10 protein-coding genes are annotated in these 18,867 nt (G+C 38.3%); 5 read left to right on the plus strand and 5 right to left on the minus strand.

Annotated features, from left to right (window positions below):
- The first annotated feature begins 607 nt into the window (after window positions 1-607).
- The 4 genes from NSS81_RS09945 to NSS81_RS09960 all read left to right on the plus strand — a co-directional run bounded on the left by NSS81_RS09945 (window position 608) and on the right by NSS81_RS09960 (window position 6,600).
- Window positions 608-4,105, plus strand: coding sequence for an endo-alpha-N-acetylgalactosaminidase family protein (locus tag NSS81_RS09945; RefSeq protein ID WP_342433342.1), 3,498 nt, complete (start codon window positions 608-610; stop codon window positions 4,103-4,105).
- A 213-nt stretch (window positions 4,106-4,318) separates the two neighbouring features.
- Entirely contained in the window at window positions 4,319-5,089 is a 771-nt protein-coding gene (locus NSS81_RS09950) for a YqcI/YcgG family protein (RefSeq protein ID WP_342433343.1), read from the plus strand.
- A 198-nt stretch (window positions 5,090-5,287) separates the two neighbouring features.
- Window positions 5,288-5,908, plus strand: coding sequence for a spore coat protein (locus tag NSS81_RS09955; RefSeq protein WP_342433989.1), 621 nt, complete (start codon window positions 5,288-5,290; stop codon window positions 5,906-5,908).
- 101 nt (window positions 5,909-6,009) lie between these two features.
- Window positions 6,010-6,600, plus strand: coding sequence for an urea carboxylase-associated family protein (locus tag NSS81_RS09960; RefSeq protein WP_342433344.1), 591 nt, complete (start codon window positions 6,010-6,012; stop codon window positions 6,598-6,600).
- A 230-nt stretch (window positions 6,601-6,830) separates the two neighbouring features.
- Here NSS81_RS09960 and NSS81_RS09965 read toward each other — a convergent pair whose 3' ends face one another.
- From NSS81_RS09965 to NSS81_RS09975, 3 genes are all read right to left on the minus strand, one after another.
- Window positions 6,831-7,592: a hypothetical protein gene (locus NSS81_RS09965; RefSeq protein WP_342433345.1), complete on the minus strand. Its 762-nt coding sequence runs from the start codon at window positions 7,590-7,592 to the stop codon at window positions 6,831-6,833.
- Window positions 7,593-8,174: 582 nt separating this feature from the next.
- Entirely contained in the window at window positions 8,175-8,465 is a 291-nt protein-coding gene (locus tag NSS81_RS09970; protein ID WP_342433346.1) for a hypothetical protein, read from the minus strand.
- Between the two features lie 375 nt (window positions 8,466-8,840).
- Window positions 8,841-9,566: an MBL fold metallo-hydrolase gene (locus NSS81_RS09975; RefSeq protein WP_342433347.1), complete on the minus strand. Its 726-nt coding sequence runs from the start codon at window positions 9,564-9,566 to the stop codon at window positions 8,841-8,843.
- Window positions 9,567-9,801: 235 nt separating this feature from the next.
- On the opposite strand from NSS81_RS09975, the gene NSS81_RS09980 reads away from it, so the two are divergent.
- Window positions 9,802-10,971, plus strand: coding sequence for a solute carrier family 23 protein (locus NSS81_RS09980; RefSeq protein ID WP_342433348.1), 1,170 nt, complete (start codon window positions 9,802-9,804; stop codon window positions 10,969-10,971).
- 301 nt (window positions 10,972-11,272) lie between these two features.
- Here NSS81_RS09980 and NSS81_RS09985 read toward each other — a convergent pair whose 3' ends face one another.
- Both NSS81_RS09985 and NSS81_RS09990 read right to left on the minus strand, forming a co-directional pair.
- Window positions 11,273-12,541, minus strand: a complete 1,269-nt coding sequence (locus NSS81_RS09985; protein WP_342433349.1) for an OFA family MFS transporter — start codon at window positions 12,539-12,541, stop codon at window positions 11,273-11,275.
- Window positions 12,542-13,390: 849 nt separating this feature from the next.
- Complete coding sequence (locus NSS81_RS09990) at window positions 13,391-18,463, minus strand: metallophosphoesterase (RefSeq protein ID WP_342433350.1); 5,073 nt, start codon at window positions 18,461-18,463, stop codon at window positions 13,391-13,393.
- Between the last annotated feature and the right edge of the window lie 404 nt (window positions 18,464-18,867).

Here is an 18,867-nt window from a genome sequence, read left to right on the forward strand (position 1 = left end):
CCGTTTGGGTAGGGAAAATGGAGAAGCGCTCACCATGAAGGGTTCATGAAGCACATTCAGGTAGAGAAAAATAATAAAGTTGTCCTCATGAAGGGTTCATGAAGCCCATTTAGGTAAGAAAAACAATATAGTTGTCCTCATGAAGGGTTCATGAAGCCCATTCAGGTAAGAAAAACAATATAGTTGTCCTCATGAAGGGTTCATGAAGCACATTCAGGTAGAGAAAAATAATAAAGTTGTCCTCATGAAGGGTTCATGAAGCACATTTAGGTAAGAAAAACAATATAGTTGTCCTCATGAAGGGTTCATGAAGCCCATTTAGGTAAGAAAAACAATATAGTTGTCCTCATGAAGGGTTCACACTGGATGGTACCTGTCACCTGCTTCGTTTTGTGAATAATCCCATTGTTCGCATTTTTATTGACTATTACCAAAAAAAACAATATTCCTAAAAAAGAGGACAACTTCTCTCTTGTTTAGGCGCTTTAACAAAAGTAACCTTGAGTAAGAATAGAAGCTCGTATTTGTTGTTGGTTTTAATATATTTCCAACTACTATGCAGGTATCACCTTCTATTAAAGTATTAAATTCAAGGGAGGGTATTTTTATGAAAAGGACAAGAAAAAAGTATAGTAAAACGATTGCAGTACTTTTAGCTGGTTGTATGGTAGGTTCTACATGGTTTACGAATGGTTCTCTGATAGTAGCTGAGGGGAAAACGGATAGTACACAAGTAGGAAGTCAAATCATTCCACAAAGTGCACAAACGGTCATTTCTTCTGAAGAAATGGACGTTCTCGTCGATGTGAATTTTCCAAGAGTCATTCAGTACAATTTAAAATCTGGAAATGGAGCAGGGAATACTTTTTACGGACAGACTGAAGCATTAGATACAATCCTAATTAATGACGTAGCAGTAAAACCAAAAGTAAAAGCAAAAGCTTCAGGTGATAAAATTGTCTATGAGATAACTTTAATAGACGATAGTAACAATATCTCTGCAGTAATTACCGCAGAGTTGGTTGTTAAAGGTAATACTTTAGAATTCAATATTACAAAAATTGTCGACAACAAAATCGTAAAAACAATTGAAATTCCAAATCACAATTTAATTACTGTAAATAGTGGTCAAAAAGATGCTGTACTAGATGGAGTACAGATGTCTACAAATACACATATCAATGGTGACAGACAGGTAAAGGTTGATGAAAATTTAATTATGAAAGATGAAGAGCAAAAAGGATATATGTACGCTTTTCTTTCTAATGATGTATTAAGCGCAGGTATATGGTCGAATACGGAGAATAGTCTAGCAAAAAAATTAGATCCAGATTCTTATGCTGCAAAAACGGATGCACAAAGAATTACCGCTACGGCTACGACTAACAGTGCAGGGGAAAAAACCATTGGTTTAAGTAGTACATTCTGGACGTTTCAAAAGTCAGAAGAGCATCGTAAGGAAGATGGTACTCTTGAGCTAGAAGATGGAACAGTAAACAAGGTAGATGAAATGCCATCCGCGAAGGTTGTTATTACTGGTGACGCGAATGGTGATAAAAAAATAAACTGGCAAGACGGAGCGATTGATTATAGAAAAATTATGAACGAACCTCTAGGGGCTGAAAGCGTACCAGACTTAGTCGGTTACCGCATTAGCATGAACTTTGGCGGTCAAGCTCAAAATCCTTTCTTAATGGCTTTAGATGGAGTGAAGAAGTTTTCCTTAAATACTGATGGACTAGGACAATCGATTCTGCTGAAGGGTTATGGTAGTGAAGGCCATGATTCTGGTCATTTAAATTTTGCAGATATTGGAACTCGTATCGGTGGCGCAAAGGATATGAAAACATTGCTAGCCAAGGGTAAAGAATATGGGGCAACCTTTGGAGTTCACGTGAATGCAAGTGAAACGTATCCAGAGTCAAAATATTTCCAAGAAGACCGTTTATTAAAAAATCCAGATGGAACGTATAAGTATGGTTGGAACTGGATTGACCAAGGAATAAACATTAATGCGGATTATGATTTAAGAAATGGCAGAGCACAACGATTCAAAGATCTTTATGACGCCCTTGGTGGCAAAAAGAATGATTTAAATTTTATTTATGTAGACGTTTGGGGTAATGGACAGTCAGGTGATAATAGTACATGGCCAAGTCGTCAGATAAGTAAAGAAATTACCAGTTTAGGTTGGCGCTTAGGCAGTGAGTGGGGATATGCTAACGAGTATGATTCTACATTCCAGCACTGGGCAGCTGATTTAACTTATGGTGGTTTTACTCTAAAAGGGATCAATAGTACCATTACTCGTTTCATTAAAAACCATCAAAAAGATGCATGGAATGGGAACTATCCTAGGTATGGCGGCGACGCGGATGCTCCATTATTAGGTGGCTACAGCATGAAGGACTTTGAAGGATGGCAAGGTAGAAGTGACTACAAAGCCTATATGGATAACTTGTTTGCCGTGAACGTTCCTGCAAAATTCATTCAGCATTATAAAGTAACACAGTGGGAAGATGGTCAAGCAGTTGAAATGACAGATAATAATCAAACATACAACTGGGTACCAGGCATGAAGGCTGTATTAAAGGATGACTCTGGTAAAAACACACTTGGAATTGAAAGAAAGTCGAATGATTTTGCAAATGATAAGGATGGTTACCGTACAAGAACGATGACACTTAATGGGAAGAAAGTATTTGAAGGTCAACCTGGTGATGAAAAGTATTTACTGCCATGGTCTTGGGATCAAAATGGGAAAAAGTTAGCATCAGCGAAGGAAAAATTATACCATTGGAATACAAACGGTGGAGAAACAACTTGGACGGTTCCAACTGGCTGGAAAGGTACAGTTAAAGTTTATGAGCTAACAGAGCTAGGTCTTGAAAATGGGAAAGATGTTGCGATTAAAAATGGCGAGATCACATTAAATGCAAAAAAATTGACTGCCTATGTCATTCATAAAAAACCGCAATCTAACAAAGATGTTAATTGGAGCGAAGGAATGCATCTTGTAGATACTGGCTTTAACAGCAATTCCTTAAAAGATTGGACAGTTACAGGAGATTCAGAAGCGGTTACGATTAAGAAGAGTGAAGGTAACAATAACATGTTAACCATCACTAACAATCAAGAGAAAGTAAATGTTACTCAAAAAGTAACGGGATTAAAACCAAATACTAAGTATGCTGCTTATGTTGGTATTGACAACAGAAGTGAAGAACAAGCAAGTATCACAATTACTACTAACGGTAAAGAGTATACAAATAGTACCGGTAAATCGATCGCTAAGAACTATGTAAGAGCTTATGCACACAATACTTTAGGTACGGAGAAAGCAAAAGCAGATGGCCAAATGACTTCAACAATAGATGGAACAAGTTATTTCCAGAATATGTATGTATACTTTGAAACAGATAATGATGCATCGGATGTAACCATTGATTTATCAAGAGATGCTGGGAATGGTGCAAGCTACTTTGATGATATTCGTATCGTAGAAAATAACGCTAAAAACCAAGTAAGCAGTGATAAATTCGTACAAGACTTTGAAAGTGTTGTACAAGGAATCTATCCGTTTGTCATTGGGAATATTGAAGGGGTGGAAGATAATAGAACCCACCTTGCTGAATTAAATGCACCATATACCCAAAGAGGTTGGAACCAAAAGCTATTAAACGATGTGATTGCTGGTAAATGGTCAATTAAAACGAATGGTTTAACGGGGCGTAACAAACTTGTATACCAAACAATACCGCAAAACTTCAAATTCAAACCAGGTGTAACGTATAAAATCACCTTTGATTATGAAGCAGGTAGTAATGGAACTTACGCAGTAGTAACAGGTAATGCTCCATTTGAAGAAAAAGGAGTATTAACGAAGGGTGAATTACAATCAACAGCAAGTAGCGATAAGGATGCAAAATCCGGCACCTATTCCTTTACTTTAAAAGGGGATGAATCAGGTCAAAGCTGGTTTGGTATTTATTCTACGAGCAAAGCTGCCGATACTCAAGGAGTGACAGGCGCACAAGCTAACTTTAATGGCTATAAAGATATTATGCTTGATAATCTAGTTATTGAAACGGTACCAAACGAATAGAATCAGTTGTTATAAAGAGTCGAGAGAAATCTCGATTCTTTTTTATATTTGGTGTCTATAAGGAGCGCGTTGATGGAAAATCTGCCTCTCCCCTGCCCACTGATATAGACTCATCACCTCTAGTTGTGCTTGATTCGTTAGGGCTGACCCCACAATCAAGTCACCCATCTAACCCTCTGCTAATAGACTATTAGCAGAAAAGGAGGGGCACAAGTGGGAAACCTTTTAGAAAAAATTTGGATAGAAAAATATATTGAAACACTTCCCTTGTGGAAACAAACAGCTTATCAGTCGTTCTCTTCCACGATAACAAACGCGAAAAAACCCTTTCCTTGTATTCCAGCTATACAAGGATTTCTCGCTGATCAACTTCGGTTCAGCTTTATAGAAGATCCTCGTCAACTTCATTCTTCCCAGGAGCTTGCTGAGGTCTTAAGAGCATACGGAAAATGTTCACGTGATACTGGAAAATATGCCTCTCTAGTTGTCTTTTTTGAAACACCTAAAGATGTAAGTGAGAATTATCATATTGAGAACTATCGTGAATTATTTTGGACTGTTTTAAACAATGTAACAACGTTTGATGAAAAGGAGTGGCCAGAAGATATCCCGACAGATCCCTCTCACCATAAATGGGAATTTTGTTTTGATGGAGAGCCATATTTTGTCTTCTGTGCTACACCTGCTCATCTTGTACGCAAAAGTCGCCATTCTCCATGCCTGTTAATGGCGTTTCAACCTCGATGGGTGTTTGAAAAAATAAATGATTCTACAGTATTCGGACGTAATATGAAAAAACTCATCCGACAACGACTTGTCGATTATGATGGCGTCCCAGGCCACCCCGATCTTAAATGGTATGGAAATGAAAACAATCATGAATGGAAGCAATATTTTTTAAGTGAAGATGAAAGTAGTCCTTCAAAATGCCCATTTATGAAAATGAAAAATAAATTTTCAAATTTCCTTAACAAAAAAATATAAATGAACGATTCTTAAACTCCCCTCCCTGTGTTCAAACCTCCCTTCCAAATCGATTGTATAAATACGATTACTCCATATGAAAAGGTAACTCATACTTTGCTTGAGGTAATAAAAAATATGTATTACATGAAAATACTCTAAAAGGAAATTATAATTATGTACTTCGATTAAACACAGGAGGGAAACATTTTGCAAAATATGAACCAAAACGAAAATCAGTTTTCAACAAATCCGCCTACCAATCAACCAATACTTAAGAACCACGGTGGTCACGAGTTATTTGATGCCCACGAAGTGATAGCGGGTTTAATTAGTATGCTAGACCAATATCAAATGTATGATCAATATATAAAGGACCCAGAATTAAAGTCTATTTTACAGCGCCAGTCGTTTTTCGTGACACAAATGTACAATACCGTTGTTGAAAGTTTCCAAACCGGGCAAGATCCCACGATTCCTACGCAACAATATAAAATGAATCAAAATAACAATGTTCTATATGGAATGAAGCCTGGTCAACCGAAAAAACCTAATCAGTCCATAAATGAGCTTTCAGATCAAGGACTCTCCGCTTACATGTTAGGAAACACAAAATCATTATCAGCTCTTTTAGCAATGACTGCCCTAGAGATGACAAACCCGGTGCTTCGTCGTGTCATTGCCGATAGTGTACCGAATTTTATTGAAATGAGTTATGAAATATTTCTTTACCAAAATAAACACGGTTATTATCAGGTTCCTCAACTAATGGAACAAGATATGAATCTAATGCTTACAAGCTATGCAAAGGCTCCTCAACAAGGGAGTTTACCACATTAAATCATGGAGCTGGATAAAGGAAATTTCTTAATCCAGCTTTTTTATATGAACGAATCATACTAGTTGAATTTTTGCTGTTTATCTTTTAGGGAGTGCTGCTCATGAAAGAACATCAAATTAAAAGCAAAACGGGATATAGTCTTACTTTACAAAAAGGTCAAACGATAAAGGTAATTAATGTAGAAGGGCAACAAATTGCTGATTTTATTGCTTACAATATGCATGATTTTATGGAAAGGCTTGACCCTGTTGCAACAAGAGACGCTTTACAGTCGACTGATATTAAAGAAGGGGGTATATTATATTCCAATTTATACAGACCGATGTTAACGTTACTAAAAGATACCGTAGGAAAACACGATTTACTTTCACCAGCATGTCGGCCTGAAATGTATAAATTGTTATTCAATAAAGAAAAGCCATTAGAGAACTGTTACTACATACTAAATAAGGCTCTATCAAACTATAATGTTCCAGCACCTAGGCAACATTATCCGTTTAATATCTTTATGAATACCGTTATTGATAAAGTGAATCAAATTACGGTCAAAACATCTTTATCTTCCGCAGGAGATTATGTAGAATTGCGAGCTGAAATGGACTTAATTATTGCAATATCAGCATGCCCAAATGAGGAAAGTGCTGGAAATGGATACCACTCTACTGCTATAAAAATAGAAGTGTACCCATGAATGACTATTACAGACTGATGCTCCACATGCATAAATGCAGTGGGTTCATAACTTCCTAGTCTTCGCCTATTCGTACACTCACTTTTCTTCGAGAAGAAAACGGCTTTGGAAACAGGAACTGGAACTAGTTCTGTTAGAACATTCGGAGTCAAAGCAACCTTTGTTGCCATTGACGACTACATCTTTTGTTCTTGCGAACTCGGCTACATCAAACCGCAAAGAAATGAATGTTAGGCTGCACATCCTGCAGTCTTTTTTACTTTTAATTTGATACCAGAATTTAAGACTACCTCATTTTTATTTTCTATCTTCTTAATTTCTTCCTCTTGATAGTTAAAAAACGACTCAAACGTATGGAAACAAGAGGCTCTATTAGTCTTCAATCCTAACATATCTGAGTTCATTAAAAGAAAAGCAGAATATAAATCACGTTGGACCTTGGTACCGTCTTCAAATAGATGCCATCGCTCTTTTAATTCTTTCTTTTTGTATTTGTCTTCTTTGTGGTCATACTGACTTGCTTTAAAAGAGGATGTCTTGACTTTGATGAAAGTCCCGCCCAAGGCTGTGACTTTTTTTGAAAGAATACTTACGAAGGCTGCGGGAGAACGACGGGCTATGGTTTTGCCGAACCGTTTTTTCTTTTTAAACTTACCTGTTTTTTTACTAACTTCTGTCTTTTTAGCATGCTTTTGAAGGGCTTTAAAATTCATTTCTTCGATGTAAAATGTATCGCCTAACATGACCATTCGATTGGCTTCGTATTGGTGGCTAAACTTTCGATATAAAGCTAACTTTCGATACAGTTCTTTCAATTTAGCTTTCAATCTTTTATAGCTATTGGAAAATTTCCATTGCTTCTTCCCTTTTCTAATACGGCCTGCTTCATCGAAGTTCAGTGGGTTAGTCGCTCTTTTTGAACGGTCTAGTTTTCTATTTAGTCGCCTGATTTCCCGTTGGACATGTTCCACTATTTTTATGTTTTCTGCCAAGTTTTTCAATAGAACCTTTGATGTACCTGATAGTGCCACCGAGGATGTCCCAATGTCAATCCCTACCGGACCTTTACCTAAGGGATATTTCACCTGCCCAGTTTTCAGGTCCCTTTTTACAGGAGGATAACCCGCACAGATCAGTTGAGCATAGTATCGGACGATCCCTCTGACGACCCGTTTTAAAATACGAACATATTTTACCCTATAGAAGTCCGTAACCGTTTCTCCCTCTTTGTTCTTGTATTGAAAAGACTGTTCGGAGTTTAGTAGATAAAAAGCTTCCTTTTGATACATATCCCTATCTTTTACCTTCAGTGCAAATACCTTATTATTTGAGATTACTTTTTCCTCTTTGAATCTCCAACCTGTTTCGTTATTTTTTCCTTCAAAAGGAATTCATTTCTCCACGCTTTACAAATACCACCTTTTTCGCGTTGCCAAACAATTTCTTTTTGAAAGTGTTCCATGCCCTTGTTGCTGTTTTTTGAGCGATGATTGAATTAATTTTATCATTAAAGTGTTTTCGAACTTGTTTTATATATTCGTGTATCGAATATTCCGTTACTCCAAATTCTTCTCTCAGTTTTTTAAATTCTCCCCAGAGAGGTTTTTCCGTTCATTTTGATAATACGTCAATTTTTCTTCGTTACTAATGTTAGCTAGGTTTGATTTTATAACTCTTGAAATACGGACTAATTTTTTGTATCGTTTTGTCCTTTTCATTTGTTTTTCTCTCTTCAAATACTCGCCAAGCGAAGTATTATAGATCACTCGATTCGTTTCCAATTCAGATTCAATCATAAATAAGTCTCTATTTTCACCTATTAATTCTACATCTATAATAAATGAAGGAGTTTTTCCTTTCGCCATGTCTTCCACCCGATTTCAAACATACGTTCGTATTTACTATACCAAATAATAACTGAATTTACAATAAATAAATCGATTCATCCCCATATTTCAAAGTAGGGGCTTTCCCGATTTAGTTTTGGTAAGTCCAACATTGTATTGTGAGGCTGGCAATAGGTGAAAGGCGATCGCCAAGAATGGGACCGGCATTCAGACAAGAGTTCGGTTTTTAAACCTGATCTTGTCCGAATGAGACCGGTTCCGTCCCCACGGTCCTCTATTTCTTTTGATTACCACTTACAAAATTTTGGATATATTCAAGCTGTTCTTCCATTGGTTTTGTCTTTCGTACCTCGATGAATTTAGTAACTGCTTTATCAAGGGATACTTCTGTACCTACGATTTCTCCGATCTCAATAGATCATCAAAGAAGCTCCACATTTCCTCATGTGTTTTCGGCTCTTGATGCCCAGTCACATAGTAATTTACATCGTATTTTTTTATTTTATCTACTAGGATAATGAGTTCGTCCTTATCATAGCTCCATTCTCCACTATAAAAGTCCTGATATATGCAATCCCCGAGAAACATTACCTTTTCATCAGGAATATAAATAATCGATGAATCCTGTGCATGGACCCCTCCAACATGCTCAACTACACAAGTGACGCCACCCAAATCAATTTCTAATTTATTGTCAAACGTTAAATCGGGCACCTTCAATTCCAAATGACCCCGTGTAGGCATTTCACGCTTTATCATGTCGCTACAAAACTCAATTTCTTCACCCGTTTCAACTCGTGCATCTAATGAAGCATCATCCCATTTTAGCGTTTTCAAATAGTCCAATTTCTTCTTCGTTTCAGTATGACTAATCGTTAATAGGTCCATTGTTTTCATACCAAAGATATGATCCCAATGCCAATGTGTAATGACAACAAACTTTACTGGCGGTATCTCCAATTTTTCGACAAGATTGAGAATATCCCTTGCATGTGCAGGTGAATTCCCTGAATCAACAAGCAAGCTAAAAGTATCCCCACAAATTAACCCTAATGCGGGACGATCCGTTTCTGAATAATGAGGCATATAATACACTCTATTTGCTAGTTTTTTAAGCATTTAAATACCCTTCTCTCTGGCTCTCTTGCAAAGACTCTTAAATAACTGGAAATTCCCTGGATGGTGCCTGTCACCGAGCTCATGCGTTTTCCCATCTTGTATTAAACTTCATCTACTAAAAACGTAAAGATTTAATCACTAAAGATATATTTTATTCTACTAATGAATTTTGATTCTAAAATTAAATAGAAGAAATATAACATAAATGAGGGGACTATTAAAGGGGGGGACGCGATTGAAAAAGTTTTTAAGCGCAATACCGTTATCATTACAGCACTTGTTTGCGATGTTTGGCGCCACCATTTTGGTGCCGGCTCTAACCGGTCTTGATCCGGGGAGTTCTCTTGTTGCCAGCGGTGTAGGAACCTTGATTTTTCACCTTATTACACGCGGAAAGGTTCCTACGTATCTAGGTTCATCTTTTGCCTTTATTGCTCCGCTAGCGTTGTATGTGGGGGAGTTAAAATCACCGGGTGAAGCCGTTGCAGGTCTTATCAGCGTTTCCATTGTTTATGCCATTGTATCTTTGATCATTACATTCGTCGGCTTTGAAAAAGTCCGCAAGGTAATTCCTGCTGTTGTCGTCGGACCTGTTGTCAGCATTATCGGTCTTGCGCTGGCAACCACGGCGGTGACCAGCATGGCCTCGGTAAATTGGGATATTGCCATCGTCAGCCTCTTTGCAGCGATTATCGCAACGCTGGCAGGCACAAAGACTGTCCGCCTCTTTCCTATCTTAATCGGCCTTGTAGTGGGTTATGTATATGCCGCGGTGCGTGGATTTGTTGATTTTGATACCATCGCCGCCGCACCAGTTTTTTCTTTTCCGCAATTCATCATGCCGGAATTCACTTGGGTTGTGATCCTCGGAATGGCGCCGATCGCACTGGTTACCATCATCGAAGACCTTGGACATATGTTTGTGCTGAATGAGATTACAGGAAAAGAGGTGACAAAGGATCCCGGATTCCCAAGCATCCTCTGGGGGAATGGCCTTGCCACATTAATCTCAGGCTTCATCGGCGGACCTGCACAAACCACTTATGCGGAAAACCTAGGGGTTCTAGCCATCACACGCCAGTTTTCCAGCAGGATCATTCAAGGCGCTGCTGTTATTGCGATTCTTCTCGGCTTGTTCGGCAAAGTGGGAGCGGCTATCCAATCCATTCCAGTTGCAGTGATGGGAGGCATATGTATCCTGTTGTTCGGCATGATTGCCGCAATGGGCATCCGTCACATGGTTGAAGAAAAAGTGAATATGGCTAATATGAAAAATTTGGTCATCGTGGCCATCATCTTCATAATCGGAATCGGATATGCCCATAATGGCATAGCCTACGCCACCATTGCCGGATTGCTCATCTATTGGCTCGTACCTGATTTTACAACAAAGAATGAACGTTAAAATGAAAAGGCCATTCCACGACACTTGCTACGGAATGGCATTTTTATTTGTAATTCAACAACTCGACTAAATAACCTCATTTACTTATGTACGGGGTAAGACAACCTAAACCCACAGTCCCCCCCAATTTGGAAATAATTTAGAATGAAGTCAATCACTTTTGTAGTGATGGCTCTGGCTCAAATTAATAATGACAAATACAGCACTTCACCGCGTTAAACTTTAGCTGGGCGGGGTTCTGACCCAAAAACGCTCTGGCTGGTGCCTGTCACCGAGTTCTTAGTATTTTTTTATTTTATCCTTAACTCGCTACCCTTTCTTCTTTCGTATTTAATTCTTCACTTTCCAAGTATACTTTTTCAGGTTTAACAACGAATATACTAATTAAAGTCGCAATCGTGAAGAGAGCCATAATCACATATAACACTGTGTCATAGGATTGTGTCTTTTCCAGAACAAAAGCACTTAGCTGATTGCCTGTCAGTCCTGCAAATGCCCAAGCAGATAAGGCTAATCCATGTACAGTAGAAATACTATCTAAACCAAAGCGGTCAGATAACAATGGTGGTAAAGATGAAAATCCGCCACCGTAACCTGCATTTACAATACAAAGTAAAGCGATAATAAGGATTGCGATCGAATTATTAATACCATCAAACACAATGGTTAATAAAATGGCTGTAATAGATGAAATAAAAATAATTTTATAGATGGAGTTACGATCCTTTAATCGGTCACCCCATGAAGAGAAAACAATCCGTCCGCCCGCATTGAAAACAGCAGTTAACGAACTAACTAAACCAATCGCTCCAAATCCAATGAACGCTAAAATGCCTTTTTCTTGTGAAATTAAAGCTAATCCACATGTAATATTAATATAGAACATAAACCAAATACCGATAAATGTTTTATTTTTTAACACCTTTCTATAACTGAAGCCTTGGATTTGTACACTTTCTTCTTCATATCCAGCTGGTTTCTTTATCAGCAAGTGTCCAATGAACATCATCACTAAATATAAACCTGCTAGAATATAAAACATTGTATAAATATTTGTGGCATTTACTAAAATTCCCTCATTGTCTCTTTCTCCAAGTAGTTTTTCCATTAAAGGACTTGCTATTACCTTCGCTAAGCCAAAACCTGCAACGGCAAGGCCTGTCGCTAACCCTTTTTGCTTTTTAAACCAAAGCATTAATGTTTTTACCGGTGTTAAATAACCGATTCCAAGTCCAATCCCCATAACAATTCCGTAAGAAAAATAAATACCAATCAATGATTTTTGATAAATAAAGAAACCTGTGCCTGCCATCCCAGCAACAAAAAATATTGCTGCAATTAGTGACGACTTATGAATGTCTTTTTCAACAAATTTTCCACCAAAGGCTGCAGACATACCAAGAACAAAAATGGCTATACTAAATGCCCACTCCACTTCACCGACAGTTTTCCCTATGTAAGAGGCAATATCACCCTTGAACAAGGACCAACAGTAAACTGTACCAATACTACAATGAATTAATAAAGCTGGAAGTACAGCACGAATCCACTTATTATTAACTTTTTCCATGTGATAACCCCTCCTTTTTCTCTCATCCTAAAATGTAAATCACGAACATTAATTCCAAATAAAAAAATTTCATTCGATTTTAAATTAATATATTGTAGATTTTAGCTGCATTTCGGGTTAAATGAGATGTATTTACGAAAATTAATAAAATCATTATATAACATCCTTGTACATAATAAAATAGATTTGTTACATATAGATAGTAATAATAGGGGAAATATTTAAAAGACTTATCCAAATTACGGCCTAGTGAAACATTTGACACATACTACTTCTAATTCAATCCAGCCTACTCATACTAATACAACGAGTTCGGTCGATGAAACCTTATCTCATCGACCGAAAGCACTGGCATACAACGTGTTCGGTCGATGAAACCCTCTCTCATCGACCGAAAGCTCTGGCATTCAACGAGTTCGGTCGATGAAACCTTATCTCATCGACCGAAAGCTCTGGCATTCAACGAGTTCGGTCGATGAAACCTTATCTCATCGACCGAAAGCTCTGGCATACAACAAGATCGGTCGATGAAACCTTATCTCATCGACCGTAAGCACTGGCTTACAACGAGTTCGGTCGATGAAACCCTCTCTCATCGACCGTAAGCACTGGTATCAAACGAGTTCGGTCGATGAAACCCTCTCTCATCGACCGTAAGCTCTGGCATTCAACGAGTTCGGTCGATGAAACCCTCTCTCATCGACTGAAAGCACTGGGATACAACGAGTTCGGTCGATGAAACCCTATCCCATCGACCGGGATGGCACCTAGTTTTTATGATAAAAAAAAGCGCCCGACCGCCAATGTATTAAAACACCTTAGGGCCAAGCACTAGAATTCATCACCAAATTATTTTATCCAAGCACCAGTTGAACCAAGCTTATATCCTTGAATAGTTGTGTTTGCTGCCATTTGCCCGCTCTCATACAAGTAGTACCATTTTGTGCCTACTAGTACCCAGCCGATCTTCATCGCACCACGGTTATCCAAGTAATACCATTTTCCTCCATTTAACAACCAACTGGTCTTCATTGCACCACTTTTTTCCAAGTAATACCAAGTGGAGCCAAATTTAACCCAGTCCGTTTTCATTGCACCTTTTGAATCCAGGTAATACCATTTACCTCCGTTTAACAACCAACCAGTCTTCATTGCGCCACTATTTTCCATGTAATACCAAGTGGAGCCAGATTTAACCCAGCCCGTTTTCATTGCACCGGTTGAATCCAGGTAATACCATTTGCCAGCGTCTAATAACCAGCCGGTCTTCATTGCACCACTGTTTTCTAAGTAATACCAAGTGGATCCAAGTTCTACCCAACCTATTTTCATCGCACCACTTGAATCCAGGTAATACCATTTGCCAGCGTCTAATAACCAGCCGGTCTTCATCTCACCTGTTTGAGGATCATAATAATACCACTTGCCAGCTTTAGAAACCCAGCCTTTTTCGCTATCGTCATTGCTTGGTATGTTTTCATACTCCACCTTCAATGTAACCTCATTTGCCGGCATCGTAAATGTAAGTGGATTTGTTGTATAACTTTCATTTTCAAGGCCTGTTGCTGTCCATTTAACAAACCTTTGTCCGTTTGGAACAGCAGCTTCCACCGTAACTTGAGAGCCCTCTTTAATCTCTGCAGGACTATTTACTTCATTCCCATCTACCGTTATCGTTGCAGCATCAACAGTCAAGGAATTGACTTCTGGATCTGGAGAGACTGCCGTTTTCTTAATCGTGTAAGTATCGTACAAGTATGGCAATTTTGTCATTTGATTAGTAGTTTGGTCATACTTGAACATATACGTATTAAAGGTTACAGAATCGGGTGCTACCGATACTGTCACATAAGCCGTCTCTTTTTCGATATCACTCTGCGGCCCTTGAGGATTTAATGGATCACCTGCTGGTTTAGCAGAATTCTTATCAAGGAATTGATAATTCGGTGTTAGCGGATCACCAGGTGAAACCGTATAATTTTTTTCACTATACCATTTCAACCCGCCAGCTGTATGTGCCACCATATAGAAAGGTGATTTTTCCGGCTGTAGAGCGGTTGTTTCATCAACCATTTCCGGTTTTGCGTTGACACCTTGATCGTTTATAAAACCTCTTGAAAACACATGATCATGACCTTGTAGCACGACATCAATATCCAATTCTGCAAATATTGGTGACCAATATTTTCTTAATTCGATAATATCATTATCTGTTATGTGGCTGGCACCAGTGTATAAGGCCTTGTGCATGCCGGCAAAAATCCACTGTCCATTTTCTTTTGCTTTTTTTGCTTCTGCTCTTAATAATGCTTCTTGTTCCTGCAGCTGTGATAGTGAATTGTTCTGAGTGTTAAGAATCACGAATTTTACCGGTCCGTAATTATACGAATAGGCTCCGCCTGATTGATTTGGCACATTTATATGACCATTAAAGGTAGCATTGTCGTGATTCCCTTGAGCTACTGAGATAAGGTTATTTTTCAAGAAGTCTGCCCCTGCAGTTGGATAGGCTCCACCGTTATTAAAGAACAAATTCCATTGTGTCTCATTCGAACCTGTATCCGTTAAGTCACCACCAATATAGGTAAAGGCAGAATCTGATATCTTACTCAGTTCGTTAAATGTGGCACCGGCCGCTATTGAATTTACAGCGTTACTGATTTGCGGGTCCGTTATATAGGTGAATGTAAAGCTGTCTTTGTTTCCTGCTTCAGGTGCTGTTTTAAATGTTCCTGTAAGTGTGTTTGCACCTGCTCCTGCTGTAAATTCATACTCAGTACCAGGAGTTAATCCTATTACTTCCACCTTGTGAAAGAATCTGCTTCCTGCACCTAACACATTCGTTCCAGTAAAAGTAGTTAGCTGACTTTCACCTTTTTTATTCACTTTTAAGACTGTTTGCACTTGCTGATTTGTTGTCCATGCGAAATTTACACTAGTCGATGCATCTGTACCTACATGCATGGTAAGCTGTTGTGGCGCATAATCTAAGTCTTGAACACCATCTTCTAGAACGGTTAACTTGCTTGCAGCAAACACACCACCTAGTGCAGTTGCAACGATATATGCTTCGCCATGTCCAACTGTAGTAACTTTACCATTTTGGTCAACCGTTGCAACAGATTCATCACTAGATGACCATTGGACGGTTTTAGCCTTGTCACTTGTATTTTCAGCAAGAGTTGCTGTAAGTGTGAGTGTCTCAGCTGGCTGTAATACTACATTATTTTGATCTAGGGTCAGTGTACTTGAATAGGTTGTATTTACATCATCTGCTGACTGAATAAAATCATCAAGAAGCACTCCATCATGGGATATCGCCTGTACATGGATTCTTCCGTCCTTCAGAAGATCAACGACTGCAAAGTGGTTAACACCCATTGCTTCCGGATACGTTAACACACCTTTATACTCGTTCGATGTTCCGTTTGTGCCTCCACCAAAACCACCAATATGGATTTGATAGATTTGTTTATCGAAATTGTACTCTTTGTTATTGATCGTTTCATTAAATTGTTGATTGATCAATCTTCTTGCAAATAAATGCTCATGACCAGTGAACGTGATTGGATTTGGAGCAGTTTCGATAAGCTCCCATAATTCATTTCTAGCTACCCTATTTCTTTCTTGTGCATTCCCGCTTTTCCATATAGAGAATGCCGGCTCATGAAATACAAATATGGTACTCTTTTTCGTTTGGTCAATATTATTTTTCACAAAATCATACTGTGCATTTAAAACTGCGTGCTCTTCCTTCGGATGACTTGTATTCAAACCGAATATACGTGTGTCACCAATATCATAATACCAAACGCTATTATTATATCCTTCAAGGAACACAACATCTTCTCTTGCTGTAAATTCAGGGAATTTGGCAGCAAAGCTTTTTTCAAGGTCACTACTTCCCTTTATTTCATGGTTACCTGGTAAGGGCAATAATGCGTTGATTGGGAAATATTTTGTGAAACGCGTTCGGAAATTGTCTAACTGAATATTTTGCTCATCAACGTTCTTTTCCATTGATCCAGATACTAGGTCGCCAGCACCAATAATAAAATCTGGTTGTTTTTCCAGAGATTTAATTTGAGCTAATACTGCTTCAAATTTTTGACCTGTTCCATCATCGGTGCCTTTCAATAGACCATTATCAACACCTTGAGAGTCACTTGAAATGACAAACCTGTTGGCTATTTCATCTGTATCTATTTGAATGGGTGTAACCTCTTTAGTTGGGTAAGGACTGCTATAGTTCACGCTTATAATTGGCGATACAATTTTCATATTACCGCTTATAGGAAAATATTTTACAGTTCCACCAAAATTGCTTATAAAATTAGCTGGGACCATAAGTGATGCATTGTTACCTGCAAAGCTTCTAAGCTGACTATTCGTATGGTCAATCGCTATTTCAGCACCATTTAATGTAAACGTACTGCTTCCAAGCTTCAATGTTGCCTCATTTTTGGCTTGTCGAATCGTTGCTGTTTGTGTTTCCCCATCCCAGGTCACACTTGCACCTATTTTCTCCATTACATCAATGAGAGGGACATAAGGCGTTCCGTTAACGAGGATAGGTTTATTTTTAATCGTATAGGTAGTGGTATTAAAACTACTATTTGCTTTCATTGTGTCATTGTTAACATTTAAAAGGACACTGTACATGCCGGAAAGGCTCTCAATATCACTATCCTGCTCATCACTTGGCGGCAATGGTTCAGGAGTTCCCTCCAGCTCTGTCACTGGAACAATTTCAACATCATAATTTGTATTTGATGCCGGACTAACCTTTTGGTTCGCTTTTGGTTCACCATCGGTATAGATTTCTTTAACCACAACCCCATTATTCGAAATCACAATATTGTCGTAATAAACGGTAAATACATCTCCCGCATTGTGAGAGGAATTATCGATTCCTAAAGTAAAATCTCTTAGCGTAGTACCAGCTGCCGTTTCTGGTATTTTAAGCTTTCTGTGATACCAATTTCCATAAGCCTCTTTCGAAATATCGGTACTTGGAATTCCAAAATAACCCTTTTCGTCAACCCACTCACCAGCTTTAAATTGTTCTCTAAACTTATAATCTGATGCTATAGGGCTGCCTGTCGTATAAACTTCTACTCCACCCAAACCAGGAACACTATTAAACAAATAGACATCGTATTCCACATAATCCCCAGGTTTAAATTCATAGCTATCCTTATTTATAGACCACCAGTAATTTCCACCCTTTGAATTAGCGGTATATGTCACCTTTAAGGACGTGTTAGTATCAACTTCCTCATCACCTTCTGAGGTTCCTTTCACGTCACCAATAATCTTTATATCATCTATATAAGCCATCCCGCCTGATGACAAGGGCTTAGCGGTATCAGATACTTGCCCGCTTTGAGAAACAACCCATTTGATATACAGATTATTAACATCCTTCGCAACAGTTGGCAGGCTTACTTCATTTAATAGGCCGGTTGTCCAGTTATTGGCGACCTCATATTGCTGTCCAACATTCTGCCATTCCACTCCATCTAAACTAACCTGCAATGTAAAATATCGAGGTCCTGTATTAGATGAACGCTGCTTCGAGGACAATTTAATATTTTCATAACCCTGTGTAGAAATGGTTGTAATAAAACCTTTTTGACCTACTGTTGAATCACTAAACCCTTTTGCACCAAAGGTAGGTGTTTCATAGCCTGTAGGTGTACTTACCTCAATAGCTGTTGCGTTCGTTTCAATTGTTGCAGACTTGTTTGCATCAATAGCCTGATCTGGTTGTTTCGTAGTATCGTTATCAAATGACCATTGTGCTAACACTAGATTGTTCGTTTCTTCCTGAGCAAAAACTGTGAGGTTTGTAGGTAAACTAGAAAACAGTAGCATTATAGCTAAAAAAACGGCAAGTCCTCTTTTACGTGATTTCAACATTTAAACATCCCCTATGTATTAATGTTTGAACTTTTAAATACCTCTATGAAAAAAGAATCCGATCTCATCGCGCATTTGGTACATCGCTTGTTAACAAAAAACCACACTCACCTCACTGACAAAGTTTGTACTCTGATTATCCTACTAATCATATAATAGTAATGTAAGGGGCATATTTGAAAATTGTTAATATACTGTAAAGTTTTAACGCGGTATATTAAGAATGTAAATTCACCCAATAAAACCATGCATTTCAATAAATTTCCAGTAGGAATAATCCTCAATCAGCGTTATTGAGGACAAAACCTGCCTTGAAATTATGAAGGGTGAGTTCATGAAGCACATTCAGGTAAGAAAAACGAAAAAGTTGTCCTCATGAAGGGTTCATGAAGCACATTTATGTA

The sequence above is a fragment of the Neobacillus sp. FSL H8-0543 genome (assembly GCF_038592905.1).
Classification (GTDB): domain Bacteria; phylum Bacillota; class Bacilli; order Bacillales; family Cytobacillaceae; genus Neobacillus.

Excerpts from the sequence above, each read along its gene's own strand:
- NSS81_RS09945 (WP_342433342.1), top strand. The coding sequence starts at position 608 with ATGAAAAGGACAAGAAAAAAGTATAGTAAAACGATTGCAGTACTTTTA.
- NSS81_RS09955 (WP_342433989.1), top strand. The coding sequence starts at position 5,288 with ATGAACCAAAACGAAAATCAGTTTTCAACAAATCCGCCTACCAATCAA.
- NSS81_RS09960 (WP_342433344.1), top strand. The coding sequence starts at position 6,010 with ATGAAAGAACATCAAATTAAAAGCAAAACGGGATATAGTCTTACTTTA.
- NSS81_RS09970 (WP_342433346.1), bottom strand. The coding sequence starts at position 8,465 with ATGGCGAAAGGAAAAACTCCTTCATTTATTATAGATGTAGAATTAATA.
- NSS81_RS09975 (WP_342433347.1), bottom strand. The coding sequence starts at position 9,566 with ATGCTTAAAAAACTAGCAAATAGAGTGTATTATATGCCTCATTATTCA.
- NSS81_RS09985 (WP_342433349.1), bottom strand. The coding sequence starts at position 12,541 with ATGGAAAAAGTTAATAATAAGTGGATTCGTGCTGTACTTCCAGCTTTA.
- NSS81_RS09990 (WP_342433350.1), bottom strand. The coding sequence starts at position 18,463 with ATGTTGAAATCACGTAAAAGAGGACTTGCCGTTTTTTTAGCTATAATG.